Consider the following 18,072-nt stretch of genomic DNA (forward strand, 5'->3'; position numbering starts at 1 on the left):
TTTGTGCGTTCTAGCATCGATGCCTCCCCAAGACCAACCCAACAAAACGGCGGCCGCAGCCGCCGTCGACATGTTGCCATTTGCCGCGGCGGCTTTCTCACGCCGCCTTCAGCTGCACCCGCTTGATCTCGCCGACGATGAAGAGGTAGGCGATCGCCGCGACCAGCGCATTGGCGCCGACGAACACCAGCGCGCCGTTGAACGAGCCGGTGGCGGCCAGGATGTAGCCGATGATGATCGGCGTCGTGATCGAGGACAAATTGCCGAAGGTGTTGAACAGACCGCCGGAGACGCCGCCGGCCTCCTTCGGCGAGGTGTCCGAAACCACAGCCCAGCCGAGCGCGCCGATGCCCTTGCCGAAGAAAGCGAGCGCCATGAAGCCGATCACCAGCGCCTGGCTGTCGACATAGTTGCAGCCGATGATCACCATCGACAGCAGCATGCCGCCGACGATCGGGATCTTGCGTGCCATGGTCAGGGAGCCGGTGCGGCGCAGCAGATAGTCCGAAATCACGCCGCCGAGCACGCCGCCGATGAAGCCGCACAGCGCCGGCAGGGTCGCGACGAAGCCGGCCTGCAGGATCGAGAGCCCGCGCTCCTTGACGAGATAGACCGGGAACCAGGTCAGGAAGAAATAAGTCAAGGTGTTGATGCAGTACTGGCCGATATAGACGCCGAGCATCATGCGGTTGCCGAGCAGTTGGCGGATGTGATTCCAGCTCGGGCCGCTGTCTTGCGTCTTGGCACCTTTCGCGGTGTCCATGTCAACAAGCGCGCCGCCGTCCTTGATGTAGTTGAACTCGGCCTCGTTGATACCAGGGTGCTGCTTCGGCTCGTGGATCGTCTTGATCCAGGCGATCCCCATCAGGATGCCGAGGCCGCCCATCACGTAGAACACGTGGCGCCAGCCATATTCATGCGCGATCCAGCCCATCAGCGGCGCGAAGATCACGGTGGCGAAATACTGCCCGGAATTGAAGAAGGCCGAGGCGGTGCCGCGTTCGTTGCCGGGGAACCAGGCCGCCACGATGCGCGCATTGGCCGGGAATGACGGCGCTTCCGCGAATCCAACCAGGAAACGCAGCCCGAACAGGACGATGACGGCAGTTCCCGCGGCGAGGAAGCCGACCAGGCCCTGCATCGCGGTGAAGATCGACCAGATGATGATGCTGACCGCATAGACCCATTTGGAACCGAAGCGATCGAGCAGCCAGCCGCCCGGCACCTGGGCGATCACGTACGACCAGCCGAACGCCGAAAAGACATAGCCCATTGCGATGGGATCGAGATGCAGTTCCTTGGAAAGCGCGGTGCCGGCGATCGAGAGCGTGGCGCGGTCGGCGTAGTTCACGGTGGTGACGAGAAACAGCATCGTCACGATCAACAATCGGACGCGGGATCGCCGCGCCTCGGCGGCGGACACAATTGCGCTCATTAGCGCCTCCTCGAAAATTTCCTCGCGAACTGTCCTAGAGAGGTGGTGGCAATGGGTCCAAGCCGAAACGGGTATCGATCGATACCCGTTTTGAATGGATCGACCCGGTGCCATGCCACCGGTGGCAAGCATCTGGGGCCGTCCTGGCGAAAGCCAGGACCCATTACCCAGTCGCTTATTGTTGCGCGACGTTGGGGCCGCGATCCTGCTCCCAATCAAATGCGGTGGTAATGGGTCCTGGCTTTCGCCAGGACGACTGCGATGGAAAGCTGCATCACAGAATGACGGCCTTGCGATGGTCTGAAGATTAGTGTACTTATAGTACAGTTATTAAAGGCGCAACGATGCGCTGCTTCATCGAGGTCGATTGCCCATGACCACGCCTCGCGACCATGAAGTGTTCGAAGCCGGCGACGTGACGCTGCAGGGCGGGGCGGTGTTTCCGCAGGCGATGCTCGCCTACAAGACCTACGGCACGCTCAATGCGGCCCGCGACAACGTCATCCTCTATCCGACGTCGTTCAGCGCGCAGCACTACGACACCGAATGGCTGGTGCAGCCGGGCGGCGCGCTCGATCCCGAACGTTATTTCATCATCATCCCGAATCTGTTCGGCAACGGCCTCTCTTCCTCGCCGTCGAACTCCGCTGACGTGCTCGGCAACGCGCCGTTTCCGGCGTTCAGCTTTCACGATGCCGTTGCGATCCAGCGACGGCTGCTGGTGGAGCGGTTTGGCATCTCCAGGCTGGCGCTGGTCTATGGCTGGTCGATGGGCGGTATGCAGGCCTATCACTGGGCTGCGCGTTATCCCGATATGGTGGAGCGCGCGGCCGTGGTCTGCGGCAGCGCGCGGTGCTCGCCGTACAATCATGTCTTCCTCGAGGGCGTGAAGGGCGCGCTGACGGCCGATCCCGCCTACCGGGACGGCCGCTTCGTCGCCAAGCCTGTGGCTGGTTTTCGCGCGATGGGGCGCGTCTATGCCGGCTGGGCGATGTCGCATGAGTTCTATCGCGAGGAAGCCTGGCGGGAGGCCGGCTTCAAATCGCTGGAAGACTATCTGGCGGGGGTATGGGACGCCGCCTTCGCGCGGCGCGCGGCCGACGACCTGCTGGCGCAGATCGCGACCTGGCAGAACGGCGACATCGGCCGCTGCGACGAATTCGGCGGCGATTTCGACCGCGCACTGGCAGCGATCAAGGCGCACATGCTGCTGATGCCAGGAAGCACCGATCGCTATTTCGATATGCGCGACAATGCGGACGAGCTTCGTCGCCTGGTCAATGCGCGCTCGGCCGTGCTGCATGCGATTCCCTCTATCCACGGCCACCGCGCCGGCAATCCGGTCAAAAATGCCGCCGATCGCGCCTTCATCAACGCCGAGATATTGGCGCTTCTGCAACGTTGACGGATGAGACGATGAGCACCGCAGATATCCATGACGCCGGTCCCCGGTTGAAGCCGCTCAACCCCGCGCACTTGCGTGAATTGTCGGCCAAGTCGAATCGTCAAGGCGTGGTGCGGGCGGCAAGCCACTACGGAATGATCATCGTGGTTGGAACGCTGATCTGGCTGGTCTCGTCGCGCGATGGCCTGCCATGGGCATTGCCGTTGATCGCGCTGCAAGGCTATTTCGTCGCGTTCCTGTTCATGGTGGTGCATGAGACTGCGCACAAGACGGCATTCCGCAGCCGCGCACTCAACCTCGCGGTTGGCAACCTCTCCGCATTCGTGATCGGGCTGCCGTACGAATATTACTGCCTGTTCCACTGGAATCATCACCGCTACACGCAGGACCCCGACAAGGACCCGGAGCTGATCCTGGGACAGAAGCCAATGTCCGACGCCCAGCTCGCGATTGCCTATACCGGCTTGCTGCAAGTGCTGACCCGCGTGCGCCTGATGGTTCGCCATGCGTTGACCGGCAAGGTCACCGTGCCGTGGATTCCTGCGCACAAACGGGCGATGGTCGTGAGGGAGGCGCGGTTCTATCTCGCCGCTTACCTGATCCTGCTCGCCGCATCGCTGGCGCTGCACGGCGCGCTCCTGCTCTGGGTCTGGATCGTGCCGCTGCTCGCCGGCCAGCTCATCCTGCGGCCCTATCTTTACGCCGAGCACACCGGGTGCGAGCGGACGCGCAGCGCGTTCGAGAACACGCGAACGACGATGACGGGCCGCATCATGAAGTGGTTCGCCTGGAACATGCCCTATCATGTCGAGCACCATGCCTACCCGACGGTGCCGTTCCACGCGCTGCCGAAGCTGAACGCGATGGTCGACGGCCATATCGTGTTTCGCGGCAGAAACTATCGCGCCGTGACGCGCGAGACCTGGGCCTGGTTCCGCAGGCAGCGCCGGAGTGCTGCCTGATCACAGATCGGGATTTGGTCGCAGCACCAGATTGACCAGATTGCGCGCATAGGCCGGCGTCAGCGGCGCGATGCCGAAGATGGAGCGATAGAACAGGCTGCCATAGATCGCGTCGTAGAGATCGCCGGGCGCGCCCGATGCGCCGATGCTGCCGTCACTCTGGCCGGCAACGATGATCTCCAGCAGCTTGCTGCGGCGATGGCTGAGGTAGCGGTCGTAGAACATCTCCGCCGATCCGGTCTTCGAGATGCATTCCGAGATCACCGCGAGCTGCACCCGCCCGACCTCGCCTTGCAGGGCGCCGACATAGCTCGCCACGTGGCGGCGGATGCGTGCGATGGGCGTGCCGGTGCCGGCGATCGGCACTGCGCGCGAGGCCTGGTCGAGGAAGGCGTCGATCAGCAGCGCCTCGCGCGACGGCCACCATTTGTAGACCGTCATCTTCGAGACGCCGGAATGCCTTGCAATGGCGTCGATCGTGGTGGCGGCAAGCCCGGTCGTGGCCATCAGCGTGTAGGCGGCTTGCAGGATGGCGGCGGTGGTCGCAGCGGAACGCGGCCGGCCGCGGCGCGGCGTCGCGTCGTCGGCGGTTTCCACCCTGCTGTCCACCATCGGTCCGGTCTTCCATGGGCGCATCTGAATCACGCGCCATCGCGACCGACTTAGCACAAATCGGCGAACGGCGTGGTGCGCATGCGCGCCATCATGCCGCTTGACAGTCGCTCGCGCTCGCTTCAACGAGCAGGTCTGTCCGCTCCCGGAGTTTTCGAATCGACAATGGACAACCCTTCCCGGTCAGAACGATCCCGCAACGCGGCGCTGCAGGCCGCGATCACGATCATCTCGCGCGATGGGCCGGGCCGGCTGACGCTGGACGCGATCGCGCGCGAGAGCGGGCTGAGCAAGGGCGGACTGATGCACCAGTTCCGCACCAAGGAGGCGGTGCTGAAGGCGCTGCTCCAGCAGCAGATGGCCCATTTCGACGAGTTCGCCGCCCGCTACAAGGAAAAGGCGCGCGCAATGTCGGCGCAGCCTGAGCTGGCGACGCAACTAGCGACCGTTCGGGAGGCGACGACCAAGCCGAATTCGGCGGCGCTGGCCCTGCTCGCGGCGATGGTCGAGGATCCGAGCCTGATGAACGCGCCTCGCGACATCGACATCGAGCAGATCAAGGCGATCAAGGCCGAAGCCAGCGATCCCGAATTGGCGATGCTGCGCTGGGCGGCGGCGAGGGGGCTGCTGCTGAGCTCACTGTTCGGACTTTCACCGCTCACCGAGGCCGAGCGCGACCGGCTGTTCGAGCGCCTGCTCGACGACCAGCAGTGGGCTGCGCTCGAGCGGCCCAAGCCTGACGCCAAGCCTGCCAAGCCTGCGCCCGCTGCCAAATCCGCTTCGCCCGCACGGCCGTCCCGCAAGCGCCACCCATCCACCTGATCCCAGCGGCGATCCTGCGGTCGAACGTTTCTGTTCATTTTCGCACTTTACAAACCGACTGGTCGGTTTTATGGTGATTGCATCAATTCGGGCTGGGCATGCGTCGGATGTCGACGCTGCCGGCGGCGTCGGGCCTTTGCCCGCGTCACCTGCCTGCAGACGGGGGCTTGCCCGCAAGGCCGCCAAAGGAGACTGGAATGGATAGCTCGATCGCGACACGCGGTCTGGGAGTGCTGGCGCTTTGCTCGATCGCAGTGGGGTGCGCCAGCGTTGCGCCGGTGCCTTATGCGGACGTGGCTTCCTCGTCCTACATGGCGCCTGACCCCTCCGACACGACGGGCCGCGTGCCCTATCGCTACGACGCCCAGGTCGACTGGCGCAGCTACAACAAGGCGATCCTCGATCCGGTCGTGGTCTATCGCGGCCGCGACCAGCAGTTCGGCGACATGTCCGACGGCGACAAGGCCGAGCTCGCCGCGCACATGCAGTCGAGCTTCATGACCAGGCTCGCGACCCGCTTCACGATGGTCAACAGCCGCGGCCCCAACACGCTTCGGGTGCGGTTGACCCTGACCGGTGCGGTCGCCACCACGCCGGTACTCGGCACGCTGTCGCGCTTCGACATGGCGGGCGCCGTGTACAACGGCGTGCAGGCGGCGCGCGGCGGCGAGGGCATGATGACCGGCTCGGTGATCTATGCCGTCGAGATCTTCGACGCGCCGTCATCGCGCCTGCTCAGCGCCTATGTCAGCAAGCAATTCCCCGACGCCTACGACATCAAGGCGAGCATCGGCTCGCTCTCGGCGTCGTTCGCCGGCATCGACAAGGGCGCCGAAAGCCTGGTGGCGCAGTTCAGATGATTTTTGCGCGGATAGCTGCGCGCCGTTTGGCGCAAGGCCGAGCGCAGGCATGTGTGAGACCAACGAGGAGTGCCACGGATGAATTTCTTGTTTCGATTGATCGTGCGCGGCGTCATTGCCGCGGTCCTGATGAGTACGATCGGCCGCGCCGAAGCCGTGAGCCCGGTCGATCCCAGCGGGACATGGGTGACCGAAGACGGACGCGCCCGCATCCGGCTCGAACGCTGCGGCATGACGCAGTCGCGGATCTGCGGCTACATCGTGTGGATGAACGCGCCGCTCGACGAACGGGGGCAGCCGATCCGCGACAGCTACAATCCGGATCCCTCGAAGCGGGCGCGCTACGTCCTTGGCCACCAACTGATCATGGGCCTGAAGCCGACACCGGAAGGCTGGTTCGACGGCGACATCTACAATGCCGAGGACGGCCGGTCCTATTCCGTGATGCTGTGGCGCGACGCCCCGGATCGGCTCAAGCTCCGGGGATGCATGCTGAAGCTGCTGTGCCAGACCCAGACCTGGAAGCAGACCAATGACGTGCTGCCGGGCCAATTGGTCGGGCTGACCGGCGATCCCGGCGGTCCCAAGGCCGACAAGGAATGGGCCGCACTGCCGCCGTCGAAGACCGTGGCGGTCGGAGCGAAATAGACGCAAGGCCGCCGTTGTCGGTCAGCCCCGCGGGATATCGCGCAGCGCCTGGTCGAGCGTCTCGATCAGGAGATCGGCATGCTCCCTGCCGAACACCAGCGGCGGCCGGACCTTCAGCACATTGGCGTTCGGGCCGGCCGCGCTGATCAGCACGTGCCGCGCGCGCAGGCCATTGACGAGCTGCGCCGTCTCCTTGGCCGCGGGCGCATCGCCGCGGCGCAGCTCGACGCCGATGAAGAGGCCGGCGCCGCGGACGTCATGGATCAGATCGTGCCTGTCGCGCAGCGCGACGATCCGCTCGCGCAAGTACGCGCCGGTGCGCTTCGCGTTCTCGACCAGGCCCTCCTGCTCGATCACATCGAGAACGGCGGTCGCCGCGGCAGCGGAGACCGGATTGCCGCCAAACGTGTTGAAGTAGCGCGAGCGCGCGCCGAATTCCTTCAAGAGCTCGGGCCGTGCGGCCATCGCGGCCACCGGATGGCCGTTGCCCATCGGCTTGCCCATCGTGACTACGTCCGGGATGAGCCCGTGGCGGGCGAAGCCCCACAGGCCGTCGCCGCAGCGGCCGAAGCCGGGCTGCACCTCGTCGGCGATGAACAATGCACCGGCGGCGCGTGCGGCATCGACGGCGGGACGCAGGAAGCCGGGCGGATCGGCGAACACGCCGTCGCTGGAGAAGATCGTGTCGACAAGGAGCGCGGCCGGGCGGATACCGCTGCGCTTCATGTCGTCGAATGCCGCGCGGATGTGGCCTGCGAAGATGTCCCCGGTTGCGTCGCCTGCGGGTTGCGGTGCCGGCACCAGACGGACATGGGGCGCGGTCGGCTCGGGCAGGCCGAGCGACGGCGACAATTCGGCAAGCAAGCCCGTAACGCCGTGATAGGCCGTTTTGGTGACGACGACACCGGTGCCGCCGGTGCAGGTGCGGGCGACGCGGAGCGCCAGATCGTTGGACTCGCTGCCGGTGCAGGTGAACATCACATTGCCGATCTCGGGCGGAAAGGTCGCGAGCAGGCGCTCGGCATAGTCGAGAACGGTCTCGTGCAGATAGCGGGTGTGGGTGTTGACGATCGCGGCCTGCCGCGCGATCGCCTCGACCACGCGGGGATGGCAGTGGCCGACGCAGGCGACGTTGTTGTAAGCGTCGAGATAGCGGTTGCCGGCCTGGTCGTAGAGCCAGACGCCGTCGCCGCGGACCACCTGCACCGGTTGCTCGTAGAACAGCCGATAGGCCGGGCCGAGCAGGCGATTGCGCCGCGCGATCAGGTCTTGTGTCGAATTTTCCACCGACATCGTGTCACTCCGCTTGGCAGGCGCGTTCGATCTGCTGCGCGGCTTGCGCGCGCGACAAGGTCGCGATCCGGGCGAGCCGCGCCGAGGCCTGCTTGTTGTTGCGCAGAATATACGCGCTGTTCTCGGGATAGCGAGCGGCCCTGATGTTGCTGATCACGATCGTCATCACCATGCGGGTCGCGATCAGGTCGAACAGGATGCCGCACTCATGTGCCTCGAGCGGCGCCACCGCATGATAGGCCGCGATCAGCTCGAGCGCCGGCGCCAGCGGATCGTCGCTGTCGGTCACTTGGTAGGCGGCAGCGATCGCGAGGTCGTTGATCCGGGCCGTCGCGGTCAGATCGCCGAAATCGATGATTCCGACAATGCGCGTCGCGTCGGCGGGATCGACCACGACGTTGTGCGGGTTGAGGTCGTTGTGCAGCGGCTGCTTCGGGAGCCGCGCCAGCACCGGCACGGCATGGGTTTCAAAGTCATCGAGGAAACGCGCGACCAGATCGCGCTGGGTGGATGGCACCGTGCCGATCAACGGCCGCAGCTCGGCGGCGTGCTGGATATCCCACAATAGCTTGTGGTTGGCGCCGGGATGGACGAAATCGCGCATCGCCAGTGCGAGCCGGGCCGCGCATCGGCCGACATCGCGGCGCAAGGCTGCCGACGGTGGTGCCTGATGCATCGGCGTTCCCGCCAGGAAGGACAGCAGCCGCACGATCCGCTGCGAGCCGTCGTCGAAGGCGAGGTCGAGCTCGACCGCGCCATTCAGTGCCGGAACGATGCGCGGGATCGGCAGAAGCGGATCGCGCGCGGCGACGTGGCGCAACACCTCGGTCTGCAGATTGGTGACGGCGCGGTCCTCCGCGGGATTGGCGATCTTCAGGACGTATTCGCTGCCGTCGGCCGCGCGCAGCCGGAAATTCTGATCGCGCTCGCTGTCGAGCCGGCGCACCGCGGCCTTGACGCCGAAATGCTCGGCGACCAGCGCCGTGGCGCGGGCTTCGGGGATGGGGGAGGCCGCGCGCAGTCCGTCGATCGGATCCGCGGCTGCGATGGCGGTTGAACGGTCCTGCACGCGAGGCGTCCTTGCGTCTTTCAATAGCCGCGGCCGCGGTCGATCGCATGCGGCGGACGCTGTCCGGCGCGGAGTGCGTCGGCGGTCACGGCAAGCGTCGTCGCGACGGCGTTGATGCTGACGTCGCTGGCGTCATGCGGCGTGATGACGATCTGCGGATGGTACCAGAACGGATGCGCCTGTGGCAGCGGCTCGGTGGCGAAGACGTCGAGCGCGGCGCCGGACAATTGGCCGCAATCGAGCGCGGCCACGAGGTCGGCCTCGACCAGATGTTCGCCGCGGCCGACCTGGATCAGAAAGCCGCCGCGGCGCATCCGGTTGAAGAGGTCGCCATTGAGGATGCCGCGCGTCTCGGACGTGAGCGGCAGCAGGTTCACCAGCACCTCGGTCTCGCCGAGCATGGCAGTCAGGCCATCAGGCCCGTGATATGAGCGGCTCGCCGAGGTGACCGCCTTGGCGGTCCGGCTCCACGACATCACGGGAAAGCCGAGACGGGCGAGATCGGCGGCGACCCGCTGCCCGATCTCGCCATTGCCGAGGATGCCGACCGCGACGTCTTGCGCGCGCCGCTGGTCGCCGCGCCGCCAGATGCGGTCTCGCTGCTGCGTGCGGAAGGCGGCAAAGCCGCGCTGGTGGCCGATCACATGCCAGGCGATGAAGCCCGACATCATCTGCGCCTGTCCGCGATCGACGACGCGCACTACGTCGACACCGGACGGCAGGCTCGGGCAGGCCACGATGTTGTCGACGCCGGCGGCGATCGAGCACACCGCCTGCAGATTGGGATAGCGTTCGAACGCATCGTCCGGCGGATGCCAGGCCAACGCGAGACGGACTTCCTCGACTGGACTGCCGGCTGCGTGGTCCACCACCTCGATGCGGGGTGCCGTGCGCGCGAGTTCCGCGCCGAAATAGCCGCGGAGATCGAGGCTCTTGCTCACAAGGACGCAACGCATGATCAGGCCGCCCGTGATGACGCGATCTGGCCGGGCACCGCCGCGAGCAGTTCGCGCGTGTAGGCATGCTCCGGCGCCGAGAACAACGCCGCCGTCTGCTTCAGCTCGACGATGGCGCCGCGCTGCATCACCGCGATGCGGTCGCAGATCTGCGCCGCCACCCGCAAGTCGTGGGTGATGAACAGCATCGACAGGCCAAGGCGCGCCTTGAGGTCCTCCAGCAGGTTCAGCACCTGCGCCTGCACGGAAACGTCGAGCGCCGAGACGGCCTCGTCGGCGACGATGATCTCCGGTTCGAGTGCGAGTGCGCGGGCGATGCCGATGCGTTGGCGCTGGCCGCCGGAGAATTCGTGCGGATAGCGTTCCATCGCGCCGGCGTTGAGGCCGACCATGCCGAGCAGCTCGGTGGCGCGCTTGTGTGCGGCCGCAGGAGTGGTGCCGTGGGCGATCGGGCCGTCGGCAATGATGTGGCCGACCTTGCGGCGTGGATTGAGCGAGGCGAACGGATCCTGGAAGATCATCTGGATGCGGCTGCGCTCCTTGCGCAACGCGCGGCCGGCAATGCGGGTGAAGTCGGTGTCGCCGAGGCGCACCGTGCCTTGATCCGGCTCGATCAGCCGCATCACGAGCCGGGCCACCGACGACTTGCCGGAGCCGGATTCGCCGACCAGGCCGACGGTCTCACCCTTGAGGATGTCGAAATTGACCTGGTTTGCGGCGCGCACGCGGCGCTCCGGCTGGAGCCAGCCGCCGCCACTGACATAGGTCTTGTCGAGGCCGACGACCTCGACCGCCCTGGCGCGATCCGTGAGCGGCGCGCGGGGCGGCGGCTGCATCGAGGGAACGGCCGCGAGCAGCGCGCGTGTGTATTGGTGTTGTGGACGCCGCAGCACATCGTCGGCCGCGCCCTGCTCGACCACCTTGCCGTGCTGGAGCACGACGACGCGGTCCGCGATGTCGGAGACGACGCCGAAATCGTGAGTGATGAACATGACTGCCATGTTGCGCCGCCGCTGCAGGTCGCGGATCAGCTCGAGGATCTGCGCTTGCGTGGTGACGTCGAGCGCGGTGGTCGGCTCGTCGGCGACCAGCACGGCCGGCTCCAGCGCCAGCGCCATCGCGATCATGGCGCGCTGGCGCTGCCCGCCGGACAATTGGTGCGGATAAGCGCGCATCGATCGTTCCGGGTCGGGCAGGCCGACCTCGCGCAACAGCTGCAACGCCTTCTGCTGCCGCGCCTTCGGCGTCAAGAGATTGTGTGCCTCGAACATCTCCGCGATCTGGTCGCCGATCCGCATCAAGGGATTGAGCGCGGTCATCGGCTCCTGGAACACCATCGCGATGTGCCGGCCGCGCAGCGCGAGCCAGCCTGTGTCGTCGAGGGTCAGCAGGTTCTTGCCCTCATAGGCGATCGTGCCGGCCTCGCGGATGATGGTGTCCGGCAACAGCCCCAGCAGTGCATGCGCGCACATCGACTTGCCGGAGCCGGATTCGCCGACCACGCACAGGATTTTTCCCGGCGTGAGATCGAAGGAGACGTCGTCGACGGCGTAGGGTCGGTCGGAGCCTGGCGGCAGCGCGAGCTTGAGGTTCTTGATCGAAACGACAGATGCGGCGGACATGCGTCAGCGCCCCTCCTTGTTGAGGCGCGGGTTGAGCGCGTCGTTGAGGCCTTCGCCGATCAGGTTGAGCGCCAGCACCGCGAGCAGGATCGCGATGCCGGGAAACACCGTGATCCACCAGGCCTGCCGGATCACGGTCCGGCCGGCGCCGACCATGTAGCCCCAGGACATCAGGTTCGGATCGCCGAGGCCGAGGAAGGAGAGCGAGGATTCCAGCAGGATCGCGGTTGCGACCATCAGCGAGGCCAGCACGATGACGGGCGACAGCGCATTCGGCAGGATCTCGCGCCAGATGATCCAGCTGTGGCTTTGTCCGGTCACGATCGCGGCCTGGACATATTCGCGGGTGCGCAGCGACAGCACCTCGCCGCGCACCAGCCGCGCCACCGGCGGCCAGCTCACGATCGCGATCGCCAGCACGATCGAGACGATCGAGGGCTGCAGGATCGCGACCAGCACGATGGCGAGCGCAAAGCTCGGCACGGTCTGGAAGAACTCGGTGAAGCGCATCAAGGCGTCACCGATCTTGCCGCCGTAGTAGCCGGCCAGCGCGCCGACCGGAATCCCGATCGCGAGCGCGGCCATGGTCGACACCAGGCCGACCAGCAGCGAGACACGGGCGCCGTAGATGATGCCGGCGAGCACGTCGCGCCCGAGCGCGTCGGTGCCGAGCGGCACGCGTGAGAGGGTGAACGGCGGCAGGAACGGCCGCTGCACCATACGCCAGGGCGAGGTCGGGAACAGCAGCGGGCCGAACACCGCGATCGCGATCGCCAGCAGCAGGATCACGAGGCCGATGGCGCCGCCCGGGTTGCGCAGCATCGTGCGCCAGAACTTGCTCATGAGGCGAACTCGATACGCGGATCGACCGAGCGGTAGATCAAATCGGTGATCAGGTTGAAGGCCAATACCATCGCCGAGCAGACCACGAAGACGCCGAGCAGGAGATTGTAGTCGCGTTGCAGCAACGCCTCGTACATCAGCCGGCCGATGCCGGGCCACGCGAACACGGTCTCGGTCAGCACGGCGCCGCCGACCAGCGTGCCGGCCTGCAGGCCGGCCAGGGTCACGACCGGCAGCAGCGCGTTGCGCAGCACGTGGCGGCGCTGGATCACGCCATCGCGCAGGCCCTTGGCGCGCGCCGTCTTGACGAAGTCATGCCGCTTCACCTCCAGCATCGAGGCGCGGGTCATGCGGGCATAGGTCGCCATGAAGAACAGGCCGATCGTCGTCGCGGGCAGGATCAGGTGCGCGCCGACGTCGAGCATATGGGCGAGGCCGGTATAGTTGGCGCCGACGGTCTCGTAGCCGAAGCTCGGCAGCCAATCCATCGTGACCGAGAACAGCAGGATCGCCATCAAGGCCACCCAGAACAGCGGCGTGGCATAGAAGATCAGCGCCAATATCGTGATCGCGGTATCGGCCCAGGTGCCGGCGAAGCGCGCCGCGAGCGCGCCGAACAGCACGCCGAACAGTAGCGAGATGAGGAACGCAGTCCCGGTCAGGAGCAGCGTCGCCGGCAGTCGCTCGGCGATCAGTCTGGCGACCGGCATCTGCTGGCGGAACGAGAAGCCGAGATCGAGCGTCGCGATGCCCTTGACGTAGCGATAGAGCTGCACCGGCAACGGCTGGTCGAGCCCGAACTTCTCGCGCAGTTGCGCGACGAAGATCTTGTCGCTGGCGCCGGCCTCGCCCGCCATCACCATCGCCGGGTCGCCCGGCGCCATGCGGATCAGCATGAAGTTGAAGACCACGATCGCGAGCAGCACGACGACGGCCTTGGCAAGTCTCTGGGCAATGAATGCGAGCATCGGTGAGGTCGGTTGCGTTCGAGGAAACGACTGCGGTGCCTGGACAGCGCCGCAGTGGGAAGCGTCGTTACTTGTCGAGCCAGGCGTCGCGGAAGCCGTCGTTGACGCCGATCGCGGTCGTGACGAGGTTCTTGACGTTGCAGCGGGTGATGGTCGGGAACTGGAGCTCGAGCTGCCAGGCCACCGGCACGTCGTCGGTCAGGATCTTCTGCGCCTTGAGATAGATCTCCTCGCGCTTCGAGTCCGGGAAGGCGGTCGCGCCGTCGGCGAACAGTTTGTCGATTTCGGGATTGGAATAGCCCTCGACATTGTTGAACGGCGAACCCTTGGCTATCTGGCTCGAGATGTAGTTGCGGCCGACGCCGAGCGCGGGATCGCCATACTGATAGAGATAGGTGAAGGCGATGTCGTAATCCCAGTCGGCGACCTTCTGGTTCCAGCCGGGCACGTCGGTTGCGATCATTTCGACATTGATGCCGACGTCCTCGAGATTCTGCTTCACGGCTTCGGCCCAGCGCTGCCAGGTCTCGCCATAGGGTAGCGGCAGCAGGCGGACCTTCTCGCCGTTGTAGCCGGCTTCCTTCAGCAATGCCTTGGCCTTGGCCGGATCGTAGTCATAGGTCGTGACCTTGTCGGTGTAGTACTTGATCGTCGATGCCGACGGGCCGGTCGCGACCTTGGCGAGGCCGTTCCAGATCACGTCCTTGGCGAAGTTGCGGTCGATCGCATACATCAGCGCCTGGCGGAATTTCTTGTTCGCGGTCGGGCCCTGGCGGTTATTGAGCCACAGCCAGGAGTGCGGGCTGAAGAATTCCCAGCCGGCGCCGGTGACGCAGACATTCTTCAATTTAGTCAGACGCGGTACGTCGAAGTTCTCGACCGATCCGCCCGGCAGCACATCGACCTTGCCGGTCTCGAACGCCACCGCGCGCGCCGCGGCGTCGGGGATCACGTGCCAGTAGATCTCGTCGAGATGGGGCAGGCCCTTGATGTAGTAGTTCGGGTTCTTGACCAGCCGGATGAACGAACCCTTCTGCCATTCCTTGAACATGAAGGGGCCGGTACCGATAGGTGTGTTGTTGGCCGGATTGGTCTTGAAGTCGGTGCCTTCGTAGATGTGCTTGGGGATCATCGGCAGCGAGCCGACCTCGAAGATGCCGAGGAACGGACCGAACGGCTGCTTCAGCGTGAACACCACAGTGGAATCATCAGGCGTCTCGACCTTGTCGAGCATGGCGAGATTGCCGCGGGCGCGCGCATGGGTCTGCTTGAGGAATTCGATCGAGAAGGCGACATCCGCCGATGTGAACGGCTTGCCGTCGTGCCAGGTGACGCCCTTGCGCAGCTTGAACGTATAGGTCTTGCCGTCCTCGCTGACGCTCCAGCTTTCGGCGAGGCCGGGGAGCGGCTCGAGCTTCGGTGAGTAGCGCAGCAGGCCTTCATAGATGTTGCCCGCGACCATCTGGGTCGGGCCGTTCTGCACCAGGCCGATCATCAGGCTCGGCGGTTCCGGCTGGATCACCGCGTTGACGATGCCACCGGATTTCGGCTCCTGCGCAAACGCGGCAGCGCTCAACGCACTCGCCATGACAAGACCAAGCAATACTCGTTTCAACATATCCAATCTCTCTTGTTCGCTTCGCCCGGCAGCGGCCCCGAGCAAATGGCTGACGGCTAGTTCACGAAATCCGGATCGGTGCGCGCCAGCATGCGCTTGAAGGCGGCCCACTCGGTGTCGGGCACGCCCTTGGTCTCGATGCTGTCGTAGAAGGTTGCGTATTGGCCGGCGGTCTTGTGCGCGACCGCATCCGACAGCGGCACGACCGCGGCTCCAGCGGCCTGGATCGCTAGCTGCGCGCGGCAGGAGCGCTCCAGATTGTGCATCAGCTTGAACGCTTCGGCGACCGAGCGGCCGCAGGTCAGCATGCCGTGATTGCGCAGCACCATCACGAACTTGTCGCCGAGATCGGCGACCAGGCGCTGCCGCTCGTCGAGATCGAGCGCGATGCCTTCATAGTCGTGATAGGCGAGGCAGCCGGTGAACTGCATCGACCATTGATTGAGCGGCAGCAGTCCCTGCTTCTGGCTGGACACCGCGACGCCGGCCACCGTGTGGGTGTGCAGCACGCAGGCGACGTCGTGGCGCGCGGCATGCACTGCGCTATGGATGGTGAAGCCGGCCGGATTGATGCCGAGTCCGAGCGGATCGTCGATCACGTTGCCGTCGAGATCGACGGTGACGAGGTTCGAGGCCGTCACCTCCTCGAAACGCAGGCCGTAGGGATTGATCAGGAAGCGGTCATGGCTGCCGGGCAGCCGCACCGAGATATGGGTGTAGATGCTGTCATCGAGACCGAGCCGGTGGACCAGCCGATAGGCCGCGGCGAGGTCGATGCGGAATTGCTGGTTCTGGTCCGTCACGGCCTCGGGCCGTACATGCGTCGTCATCGTTGCTGCTCGTCCCTGTCCACGGGCGTTCTTGTTGCGCTGCAATACCCGCGCCACTAAACTGTCGACAATCTAAGAATTGATCAAGGCTAAACTGTCGACAATCGGCGATTAAATAATGTACAAGGGTCGAAACGGACCCTTCTGATGCGCACAATGTCCCCTCCGGTCGGCTTGCCGGCCCTCAACGAGACCGATCTGGTCGGCCAGGTCGCCCGCCGTCTGACCGAGGCGATCGTCCAGGGCCGACTGCCGCCAGGATCGAAGGTCGTCGAAGCGGGAGTCGCCCGCGAACTCGGGGTCAGCCGGGCGCCAGTGCGCGAGGCGGCGCGGCTGCTCGAACAGCAGGGCCTGCTCGTCGCCCATCCGCGCCGCGGCTTCTTCGTCCGCCAGTTCGCGGCCGACGATATCGACGAGATCTACGATCTGCGTCTTTGCGTCGAGCGCCACGCCTCCGTGCTCGCCGCGCGCAACCTGACGCCTGCGACGCGCGACATGCTGCGCCGGCAGATCGACGTGCTGCACGAGATGGCCGATCTCGACGAGCCGGCGCGGCAGGTCGAGGAGGACTATCGCTTTCACCGCCTGATCTGCGAGATCGCCGGCAACAAGCGCATGCTGCGGCTGTTCGACGATCTCGCCTCCGAGCTGCGCATGGTGATCGGCCTGATCGGCCGGCTCTACGACGATCCGCACGAGATCGCGCGCACGCATGAGCCGGTGCTCGCGGCGATCGAGGCCGGTCATCCCGAGCGCATCGTCGCCCATGTCGACTATCACATCGGCCATGCCTGGCGCGAAGTCGGCAGGCTGGTGCGGGAGATTCCGCCCTGGCCGGTGCCGGCGAAGTAGCTGCCGCATCGCGCGCAGACAATTCAGGGTTCAGCGAACAGGAGTATGTCAGTGAAGGCCGTCTACAGCGAAAAACACCGCAGCCACGATCCGCAATTCTTCCTGGTGCGCGGTGTGGTCCAGCGCACCACCGAGCAGCCCGAACGTGCCGATCGCCTGCTCGCGGGATTGAAGGCGGGCAAGCACACGCTGGTCGAGCCTGTCGCGTTCGGGCAGGGGCCGCGCGCCCGCGTGCACAGCCCGGAATATCTGGGCTTCCTTGCAACCGCCTTCGAGGAATGGACCGCGCTCGGCGATTCCGGACCGGAGATGATTGCGAACATCCACCCCGTGCGCAACGCCGCGACCTATCCGACGCATATCGTAGGTCGGCTCGGCTGGCACACCGCCGACACCGCGGCGCCGATCGGGCCGGGCACCTGGGCCGGCGCCTGCGCGTCGAGCGACGTCGCTGTCACCGCGGCGCAGATGGTGCTCGACGGCGACGATGCCGTTTACGCGCTGTGCCGTCCGCCCGGCCATCACGCCTATCGCGATATGGCCGGCGGTTTCTGCTTCCTCAACAACAGCGCGATCGCGGCCGAGCATCTGCGCCAGAAGCACGAGCGGGTCGCGATCCTCGACGTCGACGTGCATCACGGCAACGGCACGCAGGGCATCTTCTACGAGCGGCCGGACGTCTTCACGGTCTCGATCCATGCCGATCCCTCGTTCTTCTATCCGTTCGTCTGGGGCTACGCGCACGAGCGCGGTGCCGGACCCGGGCTCGGCGCCAATCTCAACATTCCCCTCGCGCGAGGCACCGGAGACGACGGCTACATGCAGGCGCTCGCGACCGCCGAGAAGGCGATCCGCGCCTTTGCGCCGACTGCACTCGTGGTCGCGCTCGGTCTCGATGCTTCCGAAAAAGATCCGCTTGCCGGGCTCGCCGTGACCACCGACGGCTTTCGTCGCATCGGCGAGGGGCTCGCGCGAATCGGCTTGCCGACCGTGCTGGTGCAGGAGGGTGGCTATCTCTCCGACATCCTCGGCGCCAACCTGACCTCCGTGCTCGGAGGGTTCGAAGCGGCGCGCTGAAGCGCCATCGCGTCATTGCGAGGAGCGATAGCGACGAAGCAATCCATTCCTCCGCTTGTGGCACGATGGAATGCTTCGCTCCGCTCGCAATGACGTGGGGATGGTGCATCCCCCGTCACCAAAAGTAAGATTATATGACTAGGAATTGCCGCTGACTTGTGGTCATCCTTGCGGATGAGCCGATCAGGGGTAACCGATCG

At 65.6% G+C, this 18,072-nt stretch carries 17 protein-coding genes; 7 read left to right on the forward strand and 10 right to left on the reverse strand.

Annotated features, from left to right (window positions below):
• Positions 1-97 precede the first annotated feature (97 nt).
• Positions 98-1,435 carry an MFS transporter gene (locus tag IC762_RS08010; protein ID WP_195788276.1) on the reverse strand — a complete coding sequence of 446 codons (1,338 nt, stop codon included), beginning with the start codon at positions 1,433-1,435 and terminating at the stop codon, positions 98-100.
• 373 nt (positions 1,436-1,808) lie between these two features.
• Between IC762_RS08010 and IC762_RS08015 the strand changes: the two genes are divergently transcribed.
• Both IC762_RS08015 and IC762_RS08020 read left to right on the forward strand, forming a co-directional pair.
• Positions 1,809-2,840, forward strand: a complete 1,032-nt coding sequence (locus IC762_RS08015; RefSeq protein ID WP_195788277.1) for an alpha/beta fold hydrolase — start codon at positions 1,809-1,811, stop codon at positions 2,838-2,840.
• Between the two features lie 11 nt (positions 2,841-2,851).
• On the forward strand, positions 2,852-3,802 hold the full coding sequence (locus IC762_RS08020) for a fatty acid desaturase (RefSeq protein ID WP_195788278.1): 951 nt from the start codon (positions 2,852-2,854) through the stop codon (positions 3,800-3,802).
• Here IC762_RS08020 and IC762_RS08025 read toward each other — a convergent pair whose 3' ends face one another.
• The gene (locus tag IC762_RS08025; protein ID WP_195788279.1) at positions 3,803-4,414 is read right to left on the reverse strand and encodes a TetR/AcrR family transcriptional regulator; all 612 of its coding nucleotides are present in this window, start codon (positions 4,412-4,414) and stop codon (positions 3,803-3,805) included.
• 165 nt (positions 4,415-4,579) lie between these two features.
• On the opposite strand from IC762_RS08025, the gene IC762_RS08030 reads away from it, so the two are divergent.
• From IC762_RS08030 to IC762_RS08040, 3 genes are all read left to right on the forward strand, one after another.
• Entirely contained in the window at positions 4,580-5,236 is a 657-nt protein-coding gene (locus tag IC762_RS08030) for a TetR/AcrR family transcriptional regulator (RefSeq protein ID WP_195790041.1), read from the forward strand.
• Between the two features lie 197 nt (positions 5,237-5,433).
• Positions 5,434-6,096 (forward strand): DUF3313 domain-containing protein, encoded by a 663-nt coding sequence (locus IC762_RS08035; RefSeq protein ID WP_195788280.1) that lies wholly within the window; start codon positions 5,434-5,436, stop codon positions 6,094-6,096.
• A gap of 78 nt (positions 6,097-6,174) precedes the next feature.
• A complete protein-coding gene (locus IC762_RS08040) occupies positions 6,175-6,744 on the forward strand; it encodes a DUF2147 domain-containing protein (RefSeq protein ID WP_195788281.1) in 570 nt (189 codons plus the stop codon).
• A gap of 21 nt (positions 6,745-6,765) precedes the next feature.
• Here the strand turns inward: IC762_RS08040 and IC762_RS08045 are convergent, their stop codons facing one another.
• From IC762_RS08045 to IC762_RS08080, 8 genes are all read right to left on the reverse strand, one after another.
• The gene (locus IC762_RS08045) at positions 6,766-8,037 is read right to left on the reverse strand and encodes an aspartate aminotransferase family protein (RefSeq protein ID WP_195788282.1); all 1,272 of its coding nucleotides are present in this window, start codon (positions 8,035-8,037) and stop codon (positions 6,766-6,768) included.
• A 4-nt stretch (positions 8,038-8,041) separates the two neighbouring features.
• The gene (locus IC762_RS08050) at positions 8,042-9,106 is read right to left on the reverse strand and encodes a phosphotransferase (RefSeq protein ID WP_195788283.1); all 1,065 of its coding nucleotides are present in this window, start codon (positions 9,104-9,106) and stop codon (positions 8,042-8,044) included.
• Between the two features lie 20 nt (positions 9,107-9,126).
• Positions 9,127-10,062 carry a 2-hydroxyacid dehydrogenase gene (locus IC762_RS08055; protein WP_195788284.1) on the reverse strand — a complete coding sequence of 312 codons (936 nt, stop codon included), beginning with the start codon at positions 10,060-10,062 and terminating at the stop codon, positions 9,127-9,129.
• A 2-nt stretch (positions 10,063-10,064) separates the two neighbouring features.
• Positions 10,065-11,684: an ABC transporter ATP-binding protein gene (locus IC762_RS08060; protein ID WP_195788285.1), complete on the reverse strand. Its 1,620-nt coding sequence runs from the start codon at positions 11,682-11,684 to the stop codon at positions 10,065-10,067.
• 3 nt (positions 11,685-11,687) lie between these two features.
• Positions 11,688-12,527 (reverse strand): ABC transporter permease, encoded by an 840-nt coding sequence (locus IC762_RS08065; RefSeq protein WP_195788286.1) that lies wholly within the window; start codon positions 12,525-12,527, stop codon positions 11,688-11,690.
• The gene (locus tag IC762_RS08070; RefSeq protein ID WP_195788287.1) at positions 12,524-13,495 is read right to left on the reverse strand and encodes an ABC transporter permease; all 972 of its coding nucleotides are present in this window, start codon (positions 13,493-13,495) and stop codon (positions 12,524-12,526) included. Before IC762_RS08070 ends, IC762_RS08065 begins: the two co-directional genes overlap by 4 nt.
• 67 nt (positions 13,496-13,562) lie before the next feature.
• Positions 13,563-15,113, reverse strand: coding sequence for an ABC transporter substrate-binding protein (locus tag IC762_RS08075; protein WP_195788288.1), 1,551 nt, complete (start codon positions 15,111-15,113; stop codon positions 13,563-13,565).
• 56 nt (positions 15,114-15,169) lie between these two features.
• Positions 15,170-15,943 (reverse strand): class II aldolase/adducin family protein, encoded by a 774-nt coding sequence (locus tag IC762_RS08080; protein WP_195788289.1) that lies wholly within the window; start codon positions 15,941-15,943, stop codon positions 15,170-15,172.
• 147 nt (positions 15,944-16,090) lie between these two features.
• On the opposite strand from IC762_RS08080, the gene IC762_RS08085 reads away from it, so the two are divergent.
• Together IC762_RS08085 and IC762_RS08090 are read left to right on the forward strand one after the other, a co-directional pair.
• Entirely contained in the window at positions 16,091-16,795 is a 705-nt protein-coding gene (locus IC762_RS08085) for a GntR family transcriptional regulator (protein ID WP_195788290.1), read from the forward strand.
• Between the two features lie 51 nt (positions 16,796-16,846).
• The gene (locus tag IC762_RS08090; protein WP_195788291.1) at positions 16,847-17,872 is read left to right on the forward strand and encodes a histone deacetylase family protein; all 1,026 of its coding nucleotides are present in this window, start codon (positions 16,847-16,849) and stop codon (positions 17,870-17,872) included.
• The last annotated feature ends 200 nt before the right edge of the window (positions 17,873-18,072 follow it).

The sequence above is a fragment of the Bradyrhizobium genosp. L genome, from assembly GCF_015624485.1.
GTDB lineage: Bacteria > Pseudomonadota > Alphaproteobacteria > Rhizobiales > Xanthobacteraceae > Bradyrhizobium.

Excerpts from the sequence above, each read along its gene's own strand:
- IC762_RS08010 (WP_195788276.1), bottom strand. The coding sequence starts at position 1,435 with ATGAGCGCAATTGTGTCCGCCGCCGAGGCGCGGCGATCCCGCGTCCGA.
- IC762_RS08015 (WP_195788277.1), top strand. The coding sequence starts at position 1,809 with ATGACCACGCCTCGCGACCATGAAGTGTTCGAAGCCGGCGACGTGACG.
- IC762_RS08020 (WP_195788278.1), top strand. The coding sequence starts at position 2,852 with ATGAGCACCGCAGATATCCATGACGCCGGTCCCCGGTTGAAGCCGCTC.
- IC762_RS08025 (WP_195788279.1), bottom strand. The coding sequence starts at position 4,414 with ATGGTGGACAGCAGGGTGGAAACCGCCGACGACGCGACGCCGCGCCGC.
- IC762_RS08030 (WP_195790041.1), top strand. The coding sequence starts at position 4,580 with ATGGACAACCCTTCCCGGTCAGAACGATCCCGCAACGCGGCGCTGCAG.
- IC762_RS08035 (WP_195788280.1), top strand. The coding sequence starts at position 5,434 with ATGGATAGCTCGATCGCGACACGCGGTCTGGGAGTGCTGGCGCTTTGC.
- IC762_RS08040 (WP_195788281.1), top strand. The coding sequence starts at position 6,175 with ATGAATTTCTTGTTTCGATTGATCGTGCGCGGCGTCATTGCCGCGGTC.
- IC762_RS08045 (WP_195788282.1), bottom strand. The coding sequence starts at position 8,037 with ATGTCGGTGGAAAATTCGACACAAGACCTGATCGCGCGGCGCAATCGC.
- IC762_RS08055 (WP_195788284.1), bottom strand. The coding sequence starts at position 10,062 with ATGCGTTGCGTCCTTGTGAGCAAGAGCCTCGATCTCCGCGGCTATTTC.
- IC762_RS08060 (WP_195788285.1), bottom strand. The coding sequence starts at position 11,684 with ATGTCCGCCGCATCTGTCGTTTCGATCAAGAACCTCAAGCTCGCGCTG.
- IC762_RS08065 (WP_195788286.1), bottom strand. The coding sequence starts at position 12,527 with ATGAGCAAGTTCTGGCGCACGATGCTGCGCAACCCGGGCGGCGCCATC.
- IC762_RS08070 (WP_195788287.1), bottom strand. The coding sequence starts at position 13,495 with ATGCTCGCATTCATTGCCCAGAGACTTGCCAAGGCCGTCGTCGTGCTG.
- IC762_RS08075 (WP_195788288.1), bottom strand. The coding sequence starts at position 15,113 with ATGTTGAAACGAGTATTGCTTGGTCTTGTCATGGCGAGTGCGTTGAGC.
- IC762_RS08080 (WP_195788289.1), bottom strand. The coding sequence starts at position 15,943 with ATGACGACGCATGTACGGCCCGAGGCCGTGACGGACCAGAACCAGCAA.
- IC762_RS08085 (WP_195788290.1), top strand. The coding sequence starts at position 16,091 with ATGCGCACAATGTCCCCTCCGGTCGGCTTGCCGGCCCTCAACGAGACC.